Origin of the sequence: Actinomadura citrea (assembly GCF_013409045.1) — a bacterium.
Taxonomy (GTDB): Bacteria; Actinomycetota; Actinomycetes; order Streptosporangiales; family Streptosporangiaceae; genus Spirillospora; species Spirillospora citrea.
This window is the reverse complement of record NZ_JACCBT010000001.1, coordinates 2,234,666-2,247,098: the sequence shown is the minus strand read 5'-3', so window position 1 is coordinate 2,247,098 and position 12,433 is coordinate 2,234,666. Positions and strand designations below refer to the sequence as shown.

Annotated in this window: 15 protein-coding genes; 10 read left to right on the top strand and 5 right to left on the bottom strand. The window is 72.1% G+C overall.

From position 1 onward, the window contains the following. The first annotated feature begins 33 nt into the window (after window positions 1–33). From BJ999_RS10600 to BJ999_RS10590, 3 genes are all read left to right on the top strand, one after another. On the top strand, window positions 34–948 hold the full coding sequence (locus BJ999_RS10600) for a sugar kinase (RefSeq protein ID WP_179833141.1): 915 nt from the start codon (window positions 34–36) through the stop codon (window positions 946–948). 740 nt (window positions 949–1,688) lie between these two features. After that, a complete protein-coding gene (locus tag BJ999_RS10595) occupies window positions 1,689–2,117 on the top strand; it encodes an ATP-binding protein (RefSeq protein ID WP_179833140.1) in 429 nt (142 codons plus the stop codon). Between the two features lie 68 nt (window positions 2,118–2,185). Continuing rightward, window positions 2,186–2,944: an RNA polymerase sigma factor SigF gene (locus BJ999_RS10590; RefSeq protein ID WP_179838452.1), complete on the top strand. Its 759-nt coding sequence runs from the start codon at window positions 2,186–2,188 to the stop codon at window positions 2,942–2,944. Window positions 2,945–3,000: 56 nt separating this feature from the next. Here BJ999_RS10590 and BJ999_RS10585 read toward each other — a convergent pair whose 3' ends face one another. Further along, window positions 3,001–3,528: a hypothetical protein gene (locus BJ999_RS10585; protein ID WP_179833139.1), complete on the bottom strand. Its 528-nt coding sequence runs from the start codon at window positions 3,526–3,528 to the stop codon at window positions 3,001–3,003. Between the two features lie 89 nt (window positions 3,529–3,617). On the opposite strand from BJ999_RS10585, the gene BJ999_RS10580 reads away from it, so the two are divergent. Next, window positions 3,618–4,559: a diacylglycerol/lipid kinase family protein gene (locus tag BJ999_RS10580; protein WP_179833138.1), complete on the top strand. Its 942-nt coding sequence runs from the start codon at window positions 3,618–3,620 to the stop codon at window positions 4,557–4,559. Window positions 4,560–4,850: 291 nt separating this feature from the next. Next, a complete protein-coding gene (locus BJ999_RS10575; protein WP_179833137.1) occupies window positions 4,851–5,102 on the top strand; it encodes a WhiB family transcriptional regulator in 252 nt (83 codons plus the stop codon). A gap of 200 nt (window positions 5,103–5,302) precedes the next feature. Here the strand turns inward: BJ999_RS10575 and BJ999_RS10570 are convergent, their stop codons facing one another. After that, window positions 5,303–6,970, bottom strand: a complete 1,668-nt coding sequence (locus BJ999_RS10570; RefSeq protein ID WP_179833136.1) for a sensor histidine kinase — start codon at window positions 6,968–6,970, stop codon at window positions 5,303–5,305. A gap of 68 nt (window positions 6,971–7,038) precedes the next feature. On the opposite strand from BJ999_RS10570, the gene BJ999_RS10565 reads away from it, so the two are divergent. Together BJ999_RS10565 and BJ999_RS10560 are read left to right on the top strand one after the other, a co-directional pair. After that, window positions 7,039–8,211 (top strand): 8-amino-7-oxononanoate synthase, encoded by a 1,173-nt coding sequence (locus tag BJ999_RS10565; RefSeq protein ID WP_373292786.1) that lies wholly within the window; start codon window positions 7,039–7,041, stop codon window positions 8,209–8,211. Window positions 8,212–8,322: 111 nt separating this feature from the next. Next, window positions 8,323–9,051 carry a GntR family transcriptional regulator gene (locus BJ999_RS10560; RefSeq protein WP_179838451.1) on the top strand — a complete coding sequence of 243 codons (729 nt, stop codon included), beginning with the start codon at window positions 8,323–8,325 and terminating at the stop codon, window positions 9,049–9,051. Window positions 9,052–9,069: 18 nt separating this feature from the next. On the opposite strand, the gene bioB is transcribed toward BJ999_RS10560, so the two are convergent. Together bioB and bioD are read right to left on the bottom strand one after the other, a co-directional pair. Then, complete coding sequence (bioB, locus tag BJ999_RS10555; RefSeq protein WP_179833134.1) at window positions 9,070–10,065, bottom strand: biotin synthase BioB; 996 nt, start codon at window positions 10,063–10,065, stop codon at window positions 9,070–9,072. Further along, window positions 10,062–10,793 (bottom strand): dethiobiotin synthase, encoded by a 732-nt coding sequence (bioD, locus tag BJ999_RS10550; protein WP_179833133.1) that lies wholly within the window; start codon window positions 10,791–10,793, stop codon window positions 10,062–10,064. Before bioD ends, bioB begins: the two co-directional genes overlap by 4 nt. A 124-nt stretch (window positions 10,794–10,917) precedes the next feature. On the opposite strand from bioD, the gene BJ999_RS10545 reads away from it, so the two are divergent. From BJ999_RS10545 to BJ999_RS10535, 3 genes are read left to right on the top strand one after another with little or no spacing between them, the layout of a single operon-like run. Next, entirely contained in the window at window positions 10,918–11,667 is a 750-nt protein-coding gene (locus BJ999_RS10545; protein ID WP_179833132.1) for a hypothetical protein, read from the top strand. Between the two features lie 57 nt (window positions 11,668–11,724). After that, complete coding sequence (locus tag BJ999_RS10540; protein WP_179833131.1) at window positions 11,725–11,976, top strand: type II toxin-antitoxin system Phd/YefM family antitoxin; 252 nt, start codon at window positions 11,725–11,727, stop codon at window positions 11,974–11,976. Then, on the top strand, window positions 11,973–12,233 hold the full coding sequence (locus BJ999_RS10535; protein ID WP_179833130.1) for a Txe/YoeB family addiction module toxin: 261 nt from the start codon (window positions 11,973–11,975) through the stop codon (window positions 12,231–12,233). Before BJ999_RS10540 ends, BJ999_RS10535 begins: the two co-directional genes overlap by 4 nt. On the opposite strand, the gene bsaP is transcribed toward BJ999_RS10535, so the two are convergent. Continuing rightward, window positions 12,221–12,409, bottom strand: coding sequence for a biotin synthase auxiliary protein BsaP (gene bsaP / locus BJ999_RS10530; RefSeq protein ID WP_179833129.1), 189 nt, complete (start codon window positions 12,407–12,409; stop codon window positions 12,221–12,223). The two genes, BJ999_RS10535 and bsaP, sit on opposite strands and share 13 nt — an antisense overlap. Between the last annotated feature and the right edge of the window lie 24 nt (window positions 12,410–12,433).

The following is a 12,433-nucleotide window of genomic DNA, read 5'->3' as shown; positions in this document are numbered from 1 at the left end:
GATCACTTGTTGTCTAGATGTATCGTGCCCGCCATGCGGAACCGGATCGCCCTGATCGGCGAATGCATGATCGAACTGAGCCATCTCGCCCCCGACCGCCTGGCCGTCGGCTACGCCGGCGACACCTTCAACGTCGCCGCGTACCTGGCCCGCACCGCCGCCCCCGGCACGGCCGACGTCCAGTTCGTCACCCTCATCGGCGACGACCCCTACAGCACGCTGATGCGCGAATCCTGGACCGCTCACGGCGTGGGCTCCGACCACACCCGCACCGTCCCCGGCGGCCAGGCCGGCCTCTACCTCATCCGCACCGACGAGGCCGGCGAGCGGACGTTCCACTACTACCGATCCCAGTCGGCGGCCCGCGGCCTGTTCGGCCCCGCCCACTCCCCAGAGATCGACGACGCGATCGCCGGCCACGACCTCGTCTACCTCTCCGGCATCACGCTGTCGATCCTGGACGCCCCCGCCCGCGCGAGGCTCCTCACCGTCCTGGACGAGACCCGCCGCCGCGGCGGCCGAGTGGCCTTCGACACCAACTACCGCCCAGCCGGCTGGCCCTCCCCCACGGCCGCGGCCGAAGCCATGTCCACCGTCCTGACCAGGACGGACATAGCCCTCCCCACTCTCGCCGACGACCAGGCCGTCTTCGGCGACAGGACCCCGGCCGACACGATCAGACGCCTGAGAAGAGCCGGAGTGACCGAGATCGCCGTCAAGCAGGGCGCCCAAGGCTGCGTGATCGCCGACCCAACGACGACCATCCAGATCCCCGCCGTCCCCCACGTGCAAGTGATCGACACCACAGCCGCAGGCGACGCCTTCAACGGCGCCTACCTGGCCACCCGCCTGACCGGCGCACCCCCCGAACAAGCAGCCAGAACCGCCACCACCCTGGCCGCCGAGGTAATAACGCACCAGGGCGCCCTACTCCCAGCAAAACCCTGACCCGCCCAGCAGGACCCAAGCCCAGCCGAAGCGCCACACCCCTCACACCCCGCGCCATCTCCACCCACGGCACGAGCGAAGCGAGAGCCACCCGCGAAGCGAGCCGCAAGGCGAGCCGAAGCGCCCCAACACCCCCCACAACCCGCACCCACCCCACCCACGGCACGAGCGAAGCAAGGGCCACCCGCGAAGCGAGCCGCAAGGCGAGCCGAAGCGCCCCAGCACCCCCCACAACCCGCACCCACCCCACCCACGGCACGAGCGAAGCAAGGGCCACCCGCGAAGCGAGCCGCAAGGCGAGCCGAAGCGCCCCAACACCCCCCACATTCCGCACCCACCCCACCCACGGCACGAGCGAAGCGAGAGCCACCCGCGAAGCGAGCCGCAAGGCGAGCCGAAGCGCGCCAGCACCCCCCACAACCCGCACTAGACCCCCACATCCCCACCCCACCGGCACCCCCCGCTCCGCACACATCACCCGCCACCACAGCACCCCGGACCAGGGGCCACTGTCGCGATCGCGTCCGAAGGCAGTTTCGAGCGAAGCAAGAAACTGATCGCGCAGCGAGCCGCAAGGCGAGTCGAAGCGATGCCAGCGATCGCACGCGTTGCGTTGGGTTGGGGCGCCCCAGGCGCCCCAACCCAACGCAACGCAAATAAACACAGCGCGCCGAAGTCTCGATGCACGGCTCGTAGGCGGTAGTTTCGAAGGCAGCGGGACCATCCTGCGAGGGAGTGACGTGACCAAGGAAACCGCTGCAATGCCGGCCAGTACGAAGTTGTCCGTCCGTGACGTGGTCACGGTGAAGCTGCCTGCCGCGAGCGCCTACCTGTCCGTGCTGCGGACCGCGACCGCGGGCCTGGCGGCCAGGTTGGACTTCACGCTGGACGAGATAGAAGACCTGCGCATAGCCGTTGACGAGGCGTGCGCGATGCTGCTCGCTCAGGCGGTGCCCGGCACCGACCTGACGTGCGAGTTCGAGCTGACCGGGGAGGCGATGCGCATCTCCGTGTCGGTCCTGACGATGGACGGTGAGGAGCCGAGCCGCGACACGTTCGCCTGGACGGTGCTGTCGTCCTTGGCGGGCGAGGTCGACGCCCGGGTGGGCTCCGACGACCGGGTCACCGTGACGCTGCAGAAGCGTCGCGGTGCGGCGGGGGCCCCGTGACGGAGAAGACGACGACGGAGCAGACGACGGTCGCCGCGGCGAGCACCGAGCGTTCTGACAGCAGCGCCGTGCCGGACCGGGCCCGGGCGCGCGCGCTGTTCGAGCGTCTCACCGAGCTGCCGGAGGGCGACCCGGAGCGCCAGCGCATCCGCGACCAGCTCGTGGAGCTGCATCTGCCGCTGGTGGAGTATCTCGCCCGGCGCTTCCGCAACCGCGGGGAGTGGCTGGACGACCTGATCCAGGTCGCCACGATCGGGTTGATCAAGTCGATCGACCGGTTCGACCTGGAGCGCGGGGTGGAGTTCTCCACCTACGCCACGCCGACGATCGTCGGTGAGATCAAGCGGCACTTCCGCGACAAGGGCTGGGCGGTGCGCGTACCGCGCCGGCTGCAGGAGCTGAAGCTGTCGCTGACGAAGGCGATCAGTGATCTCGCCCAGCGGGAGGGCCGCGCCCCGACCGTGAGCGAGCTGGCGGCTCACCTGCAGATGACCGAGGAGGAGGTGCTGGAGGGGCTGGAGTCGGCGAACGCCTATTCCACGGTGTCCCTCGACGCGCCCGACTCCGGCGACGAGGACGCCCCGGCGGTGGCGGACTCGCTCGGCATGGTGGACGAGTCGCTGGAGGGCGTGGAGTACCGTGAGTCCCTCAAGCCGCTGCTGGAGAAGCTTCCGGCGCGCGAGAAGAAGATCCTTCTGCTGCGCTTCTTCGGCAACATGACGCAGTCGCAGATCGCGGCGGAGCTCGGCATCTCCCAGATGCACGTGTCCCGGCTGCTGGCGCGGACCCTCGCGCAGCTCCGCGACGGCCTGACCGCCGACGAGTAGCGATGGTGAGCCGAAAGGGCCCCGAGGACGTGTCCTCAGGGCCCTTTCGGCGTTCGTCAGCCCTTGCCGTTCTTGGTGGGCTGTTCGTTCAGGCGGTCTTTGAGGCGCCGGCCGAGGGAGCGCGGCTCCGCGGCCGGCGGGGCGCCGGCCGTCTTGGCCGGTGCGGTGGGCTCGGGGTCCTTCGGCGCGTCCTCGTCGTCCTCGTCGTGGTCCTCGATGAGCCAGGCGGTGCTCGGCGGGCTGAGGGCGGCGATCAGCGCGAGGACCGCGACCACGCCCAGCGGGACGGCGATCGCGAGCCGGTCGCTCTGCCACAGTGACCAGGCGATCGGCAGGGCGAACAGCTGGGTCAGGACCGTGGGGGCGCGGCTCCACTGGGCGGCGCGCAGCAGCCCGCGCGCGCAGCCGAGCATGCCGAGGCCGCCGGCGAGGGCCAGGACGGTGACCCCGATCGCGCTGGCCGGGTCGACGGCGGAGCCGGCGGCCGTCTCGACGCCGGTGAAGACGCCGAATCCGACGGCGGCGGCGCCCTCCGCGGCCTGGAGGGCGGCGGCGGCCTGCACGGTGAAGGGACGCTTGGTCACACCCCGAAACCCTACTCGCCCCGTTCTGCGGCCCGCCCCCAGGGGAAACGGCGGGCGAACGCATCCGGAACGCTCGATACCCTGACGCCGTGCGCGCCATGCTCATCGCCAACCCCAAGGCGACCTCCACCTCCCGGCGGGCCCGCGACATCCTCGTGCGGGCCTTCACCGGCGATCTCGACCTCGTCCTCGCCGAGACCGGCCACCGCGGCCACGCGACGGAGCTGGCCCGGCAGGCCGCCGTCGAGGGCTACGACGTCGTGATCGCCCTCGGCGGGGACGGGACGGTGAACGAGGCCGTCAACGGGCTGCTGGCGAACGGCCCGTCCCCCGATCTGCCCGCGCTGGCGGTGCTGCCGTGCGGGAGCGCGAACGTGTTCGCCCGCGCGCTCGGCCTTCCGGACGACCCGATCGGCGCGACGCGGTCGGTGCTGGAGGCGCTGCGGGCGGGCCGGTACCGGACGGTCGGGCTCGGCACGGCCTCCCATCCCGGGGCCCCCGAGCGGTACTTCACGTTCTGTGCGGGAGTGGGGCTGGACGCGGAGGTCGTGCGGGAGGTGGAGCGGCGCCGCGAGGCGGGCTTCCGGGCGGACCCGTCGCTGTATGTGCGGACCGCGATCCGGCATTTCTTCTCCGGCACCGATCGGCGCCATCCGGCGCTCACTTTGGAACAGCCCGGACGGCCGCCGAAATCGGGGCTGTTCCTGGCGTTCATCTCCAATACGTCTCCGTGGACTTTCATGGGGCGGGTGCCGGTGAATCCGAGTCCGAAGGCGAACTTCTCCCGCGGCCTGGACGTGTTCGGGATGCGTTCCCTGGAAGTCGGCGCGACGCTGGGGGCGCTGGCCCGGATGCTGGCCCCGCGGGCGTATCCCGTTCAGGGGCGGCACGCGCTGAACCTGCACGACGAGGCCGAGGTCACGGTGTGCGCGGACCGTCCCGTGGCGTTCCAGCTGGACGGCGACTACCTGGGAGAGCACCGGACGGTCACGTTCCGCTCCGTGCCGAAGGCGATCCGCATCGTCATTTGAGGCGCGCGAGCCCGCATGTGAGAGCCAAGTAACACGCCCGACCGATGGGTGTGACACATGCGACACCCATACTTTGAGAATCCTTTCTCAAAGGTCTTGCGTCTGCCCGCACCCTCCTGAAACGCTCAAAGTGCGCCAGCCGACAGGGACCCCAACGCCGCCGGTCACCTGCTCGCGGCGCCGCCGAACAACAATCCCTGGACCTGGCCACAGCCACCCCGGGCGTTCGCGACATGTGAACCCGTTCACAAGAGTGGAGCAACTCCACCACCTGACGAAGGAGTGGACCGCATGGACTGGCGCCACCGCGCAGCCTGCCGTGACGTGGACCCCGAGCTCTTCTTCCCCATCGGCAACACCGGCCCCGCGATCCTGCAGATCGAGGAGGCCAAGCAGGTCTGCCGCCGCTGCGACGTCAGCGATGCCTGCCTGCGCTGGGCGCTGGAGTCCGGCCAGGAGTCCGGCGTCTGGGGCGCCATGGGCGAAGACGAACGCCGCGCACTGCGGCGTTCTCATCGCCGCGCCCTTAGCGTCAGGCGCTAGAGCGCCTTCCTTGCGGGCACGGCCGCGATCGCTGGCATCGCTCCGACTCGCCTCGCGGCTCGCTGCGCGATCAGTTTCTTGCTTTGCTTGAAACTGGCTTCGCACGCGATCGCAGACCTTTTGGTATTTGACGGCTGAGGTGCCGGTTCCGCTGGGTGCAGTAACGGCTTGGCCGCGCTGACGGTTCGAGCGGACGCCGATCAGGCACGACTGGGGCCGTGGTGGTGGTCCAGGGGGATGTCGACCACTACCTCGGTGCCGCCGCCTTCGCGGGGGCGGAAGTCCAGGTCGCCTCCCAGTTCGCCCACGATGAGGGTGCGGACGATCTGCAGGCCGAGGCTCTCGGTGCTCTCCATGTCGAAGTCGGCGGGCAGGCCGACGCCGTCGTCCGCGATGACGGTGACGAGGCGGCGGCCGGACGGGTGCTCGGGCTCGACGCCCGGGGCGCGGGGCTCGTTCGCACCGGCCGCCTTCCACTCGCCCCAGAACGAAGCGCCGCCCGGATCCTTGGAGACCTCCCCCTCCCCGTAGCGGTGCGCCACGACCTCCAGGGTCCCGAACCGGTTCGCCAGGCCGTGCTCCAGGGCGTTCTGCAGCAGTTCGGTGAGCGCCATCGCCAGCGGCGTCGCGATCTCGGCGGGCAGGACGCCGAAGCTCCCGGTCCGTTTGGGGGTGACCTTGGTCTCCGGGGTGGACACCTCCCCCGCCATCGTGATCACCCGGTCGGCGATGTCGTCGAAGTCGATCAGCTCGTCCGGGGTGTGCGACAGCGTCTCGTGCACGATCGCGATCGACCCGACGCGCCGGACGGCCTCGTCCAGCGCGGCCCGGCCCTCCGGGATCCGCAGCCGGCGCGCCTGGAGCCGCAGCAGCGCCGCGACCGTCTGCAGGTTGTTCTTCACCCGGTGGTGGATCTCCCGGATGGTGGCGTCCTTGGTCATCAGCTCCCGGTCGCGCCAGCGCAGCTCGGTCACGTCCCGGCACAGCACGACGGCGCCGATCCGCGTCCCGCCGACGACGAGGGGGATCGTGCGCAGCTGCATGATCGACCCGCGTGACTCGACCTCGACCTCGCGGGGCGCGCGGCCCGACAGCACGACGCTCAGCGCCTCCTCCATCGGCTCGCCGGTGTCGCACAGGTCCGCGGTGACCTGCCCGAGCGCCTCGCCGACCAGGTCCGTCGGGTAGCCGAGCCGCCGGTAGGCGGACTGGGCGTTGGGGCTGGCGTAGGTGACCTTGCCGGCGCGGTCCAGCCGCATCAGGCCGTCGCCGACGCGCGGCGAGCGGACCATGTTCGGCTCCTCGCCGGGCACCGGGAACCGGCCCTCGGAGATCATCGTGGCGAGGTCGCTGGCGCTCTGCAGGTAGGTCAGCTCCAGCCGGGACGGGGTGCGCGCCGAGCTGAGGTTGGTGCTGCGCTGGATCACTCCGAGGATCTTGGCGCCGCGGCGCACCGGGATGGACTCCTCGCGGACGGGGATGCCGCTGCCCCACTCCGGGTCGCCCTCGCGGACGATCCGGCGCTCCCGCCACGCCACGTCGATCAGCCCGCGGCGGCCCGTCCGGACGACCTTGCCGACGAGGTCCTCCGGGTAGGCGGTCGGCCCGGTCGTCGGCCGCATCTGCGCGATCGCGACCCAGCCGGGGACGGCCGCGCCGGTGTCGAGCACGCCCGGCCTGCTCCGGCCCGCGCGGGACGTCCCGTCGGCGGGCAGCGCGTCCGCCGACCGCAGCGGCACCCACAGCAGCAGGTCCGCGAACGACAGGTCGGCCAGGAGCTGCCAGTCCGAGACCAGCGCGTGCAGCCACTCCAGATCGGTGTCGGTGAGGTCGGTGTGGTCGCGGACCAGATCGGTCAAGGTAGGCACTCGACCATCATCGCCGATGGTTTTCTGTCCGAGGGCAGGTGGCCCCGCCTCCGGGGCCACCTGGCAGGATGCCCGGCATGACCGCAGTACGAGACCCCCTGGCCAGACTCCGGGACGCCGCCGGGCGGCGCGCCGCCGCCGGGCTGCGCCGGTCGCTGCGCCCCCGGCCCGACGGGCTCACCGATCTGGCGTCCAACGACTACCTCGGGCTCTCCGGCGACCCGCGGCTCGTGGAGGGCGCCGTCGCCGCCGCGCGCGAGTGGGGCACCGGCTCCACCGGTTCGCGCCTCGTCACCGGGACGACGGAGCTGCACGCCGAGCTGGACCGGCGGCTCGCCGCGTTCACCGGGAGCGCCGCCGGCCTGGTGTTCTCCTCCGGTTTCCTCGCCAACCTCGGCGCCGTCACCGCGCTCGCCGGGCCTGACACGCTCGTGGTGTCCGACCAGGTCAACCACGCCTCCATCGTGGACGCGTGCCGGCTGTCGCGGTCCCGCGTCGTGATCGTCCCGCATCGGGACGCCGCCGCCGCGGAGCGGGCCCTCGCCGAGCGCGAGGAGGACCACGCCGTCGTCGTCACCGACGCGGTGTTCTCCGTCGACGGCGACCTGGCGCCGCTGGGCGCGCTGCACGCCGCCGTCCGGGCGCACGGGGCGCTGCTGCTGGTCGACGAGGCGCACGCGCTCGGCGTCGTCGGCGACGGGGGCCGGGGCGCGGCGCACGCCGCCGGCCTCGCGGGCGAGCCCGACGTGGTCCTCACCCTCACGCTGTCGAAGTCCCTGGCATCGCAGGGCGGGGCGGTCCTCGGGGCCCCCGAGGTGATCGACGCCCTGGTCGACACGGGACGGTCGTTCATCTTCGACACCGGGCTGAACCCGCCCGCCGCGGGCGCCGCCCTCGCCGCGCTGGACGTGCTCGGATCCGACCCCGGGCTGCCCGGCAGGGCCCGCGAGCGGGCCCTGGCGATCTCAAACCTGGCGGCCGGTTCCGGCCTGGAAACGGCCCCGCCCGCGGCGGCCGTGGTCCCCGTGTTCCTGGGCGAGCCGCAGGCCGCGGTGCGGGCCGCCGAGATCTGCGCTGAGCACGGTCTCCGCGTCGGCTGCTTCCGTCCGCCGTCGGTTCCCAAGGGCCGGGCCTGCCTGCGCCTCACCGCACGCGCCACGCTGGACGAGTCCGACCTCACACGATTGCGGGCGGCCCTGGCGGAAATCGCCTCCTCTACCGGCCGTAGTCTTCACCCATAACATCGGGGAAACCGGTGATGAACGTGAGGAGATGCCGTGACGGAGGTCAGAGGCGGGCCCCGGCACGGGGGCGGGTTCGAGCACGGCTTCGACCGGGTCTCGCTCGGCGACATCGGTAAGCGCCACCCGAACCAGGCGCCCCGGATCCCCAAGTACTACAAGCTCAAGGAACTGCTGGTCGAGCTGATCCAGTCGCTTCCCGCGGGCAGCCCGCTGCCGCCCGAGCGGACCCTCGCGGAGAAGTACGAGACGTCCCGCACCACCGTCCGGCAGGCCCTCGCCGAGCTGGTCGTGGAGGGGCGCCTCCAGCGCATCCAGGGCAAGGGCACCTTCGTCGCCAAGCCGAAGGTCGCCCAGGAACTCCAGCTCGTCAGCTACACCGAGGACATGCGGCACCACGGGCTGCGCCCCGAGACCCGCATCCTGGAGGCCGGCTACGTCAGCGCCGACGAGCGCCTCGCCAACCTCCTGTGCATCCGCCCCGGCGGCCGGGTGCTGCGGATCCACCGCCTCCGGCTGGCCGACGGCGAGCCGATGTCGATCGACACCTCGCACCTCCCGGCCCGCCGCTTCCCGGGCCTGCGCCGCGAGCTGCCGCGCCACCACTCCCTGTACGAGACGCTCGCGACCGCCTACGACGTCCACCTCACCGAGGCCGAGGAGACGATCGAGACCGTCCTCGCCACCCCGCACGACGCCCAGCTCCTGGGCGTGGACGTCGGCCTGCCGATGCTGCTGCTGTCCCGCCACGCCTTCGACACGACGGGCCAGCCGGTCGAGTGGGCCCAGTCCCTGTACCGGGGCGACCGCTACAAGTTCATCACCCGGCTGAGCCGCTGACCCGCCGCGCGGCGGGTCTCAGAGCGTCCGGCCGAGGGCCTTGATCGGCATCTGCAGCTCGGTGAGCAGTTCCAGGTCCTGCCGCGCCGGGCGGCCGAGGGTGGTGAGGTAGTTGCCGACGATCACCGCGTTGATGCCGCCGAGCATGCCCTCGCGGGTGCCGAGGTCGCCGAGGGTGAGCTCGCGGCCGCCGGCGTAGCGCAGGATGGTGCGGGGCAGGGCGAGCCGGAACGCGGCGATCGTCCTCAGCGCCTCGGTGCCCTCGACCAGCGGGTAGTCGGCGAACGGGGTGCCGGGGCGCGGCGCGAGGAAGTTCAGCGGGACCTCGTCGGGCTCCAGTTCCGCGAGCTGCCCGGCGAACTCGGCGCGCTGCTCGACGCTCTCGCCCATGCCGACGATGCCGCCGCAGCACACCTCCATGCCGGCGTCCTTGACCATGCGGAGGGTGTCCCAGCGCTCCTCCCACGCGTGCGTGGTGACCACGTTCGGGAAGTGGGAGCGGGCCGTCTCCAGGTTGTGGTTGTAGCGGTGGACGCCCATCGTGGCCAGCTCGTCCACCTGCGCCTGGGTGAGCATGCCGAGCGAGCACGCGATGTTGATCTCGACGGCGTCGTTGATGGCCTTGACGCCCTCGCGGACCTGCGACATCAGCCGCTCGTCCGGTCCCCGCACGGCGGCGACGATGCAGAACTCGGTGGCGCCGGTCGCGGCGGTCTCCTTCGCCGCCTCGACCAGCTCGGGGATGTTCAGCCACACCGACCGGACGGGCGACTCGAACTTGCCGGACTGCGAGCAGAAGTGGCAGTCCTCCGGGCAGCCGCCGGTCTTCAGCGACACGATCCCCTCGACCTCGACCTCCGGCCCGCACCACCGCATCCGGACGTCGTGGGCGAGCGCGAGCAGGTCCTGGAGCCGGTCGTCCGGCAGGTTCAGCACCTCCAGCACCTGCCCCTGCGACAGGCCCTCGCCCTCGTCCAGGACCTGGCGGCGCGCGATGTCGAGAATGTCCGTCACGTGTTCTCCTTGTCGAGGCCGAAGGCGGCGCGGAAGGCGGCGGCGTCGAATCCGCCGCCGAACGAGGGGGCCAGGCCGCGGTGCGCGGCCACGAGGAACTCCGCCGGGTCCAGGGCCCCGGCGCCGGCGGGCAGCGCGCCCGACAGCGGGCGGGCCGCGATGGTCTCCAGGTCGCGGATGTTGCTGCGCATGGCGAGGTCGGGGGCGTCCGGCCACGCGCCGATCACCACCCCGGCGAGCTGCACCCCGCGGTGCGCCATCGCCTCCAGGGTGAGCGCGGTGTGGTTGAGCGTGCCGAGGTCCGGACGGGCCACCACCACGACGGCGGCGCCGAGCCAGCGCGCGAGGTCGGCGATCGTGCCGCCCTCCTCGTCGTAGCGGACGAGGAGCCCGCCCGCCCCCTCGACCAGCACCAGCCGCCGCCCGGACGCCAGGTCCCCGACGCGCTCGGCGACGTCCGGCAGCCGGACGGGCGGCATCCCCGCGTGCCGGGCCGCCGCGGCCGGGGACAGGGGGTCGGGGAACCGCGCGTACTCGTGCACGTCGTCGATCCCCGCGAGCCTGCGGACCTCGTCGAGGTCGCCCGGCTCCCCGCCGCCGACCCCGGTCTGACCGGGTTTGACGACGGCGACCGACGCGCCGCGCGCGGCGGCGACCGCGGCCAGCGCCGCGGTGACGACGGTCTTCCCCACACCCGTGCAGGTCCCGGTCACAACGAGCACACTCACAGATCGGCACACTAGCGCGGGCCCGGAACCGGCCCGTCGCCGGGTGTTCCCGGAATCGGCGGAACCGGGGCGCGGCACCGAGCGTCCAACCGTCATGGCCGGTCCGTACACACGCTCCCACCGAGTGCCGGCACTCGCCTGCGCCGTCCTGGTCGCCTGCGCCGGGTCGGCCGCCTGCGGCGACGGCTCCGGCACCGCCGGGCCCTCCGCCCCCGCCTCCACCACGGCCTCGTCCCCCGTCAAGGACACCCCTGCGGGCGAGAAGCTCGTCCTGCGGTGGCGCAGGACCGGCGGCATCGCCGGTCTCGGCGGCCCCGGAAGCCTTCCCGACTTCTCCCTCTACTCCACGGGCCGCGCGGTGGCCTCGGCCCAGGGCGGGCCGACCGAGTACCGCCTGAGGCCCGAAGCCCTGCGGCGCCTCCTGGACGAGGCCCGCGCGGCCGGCCTCGCCCGCTCCCACACGGTCGGGCCCGGCGGCGTCACGGACGCGATCACGATCGTGGTCGCCATGGACGGCGCGACGACCCGGATCGTCCAGCCCGAGGCGCAGGCGGGCCCGGAGGGACGCTTCCTCAAGCGCCTCGACCCGGCCGCCTGGCCCGCGTCCGACCTCGCCGGGAAGCCCGGACCTTACAAGCCGCGGAAGACCGCCGTGCTCGCCGGGCCGCCCACGGGAAGCGCCACCGTCAGGACGTGGCCGCTGGAGCCGCTCGGCAAGGGCGTCCAGGTGGCCGGTGCGGTCTGCACGGTGGCCCCGGCCGGGAAGGTCCCCGGTACAAGCCCGGACACCGCGTGGCGCAGCGGCGGCCAGACCTATTCTGTCCGCCTGCGCCCCCTCCTCCCCGCCGAGTCCTCCTGCCAGGACGTCGCCTGACCAGTTGCCGAACACCCTGGCTCAACGTACAATTTCTTGTACGTATGGAGGTGTGACATGAAGACGATGACGTACTCGGAGTCTCGCGCGCATTACGCCGAGACGCTCAACGCGGTCGTCGACGACCGCGAAGAAGTGATCATCACGCGTGCCGGGCACGAGCCGGTGGTCATCGTGGCGCTCGACGACTACGAGTCACTGAAGGAGACCGCCTACCTGCTCAGGAGCCCCGAGAACGCCCGGCGGCTGCTGGCTTCCATAGACCGTCTGGAGCACGGAGCCGGAGTCGAGCGGCCTCTCGCCGAATGAAGCTGGTCTGGGACGAGAGCGCCTGGAACGACTACGTCTGGTGGCAGACCGAGGACCGCAAGATCCTCAAGCGGATCAATAACCTGCTCAAGGACATCCAGCGCAACGGCAATGACGGTATCGGCAAGCCAGAGCCGTTGAAGCACGGATTCCATGGTTACTGGTCGCGCCGGATCACCGACGAGCATCGCCTGGTCTACAAACTGGGCGAGAACGAGATCCGCATCGCCGCCTGCCGTTACCACTACGGGGCTTGACCTGCGGGTTCCTGGGGGCCGTGTTGGGAGCATTCGGCCGTCCAGGCGGTGGGGGTCACCTGGACGATCAGGCGGCGGCGGCAGTGGGGGCAGTAGCGGGGCGGTTCCATCCGGCGGGCGGTCCGGCAGGGGGTGTGGTCGCCCTCGGCGGGCTCGCCGCAGCGGTCGCAGTACACGGCGTCACTCTACGACGGGCGCGG

Bases quoted from the DNA above. Each gene is read 5' to 3' on its own strand.
- BJ999_RS10535 (WP_179833130.1), top strand. From the start codon at position 11,973: ATGAAGCTGGTCTGGGACGAGAGCGCCTGGAACGACTACGTCTGGTGG.
- BJ999_RS10575 (WP_179833137.1), top strand. From the start codon at position 4,851: ATGGACTGGCGCCACCGCGCAGCCTGCCGTGACGTGGACCCCGAGCTC.
- BJ999_RS10565 (WP_373292786.1), top strand. From the start codon at position 7,039: ATGCCCGGCATGACCGCAGTACGAGACCCCCTGGCCAGACTCCGGGAC.
- BJ999_RS10540 (WP_179833131.1), top strand. From the start codon at position 11,725: ATGAAGACGATGACGTACTCGGAGTCTCGCGCGCATTACGCCGAGACG.
- BJ999_RS10600 (WP_179833141.1), top strand. From the start codon at position 34: ATGCGGAACCGGATCGCCCTGATCGGCGAATGCATGATCGAACTGAGC.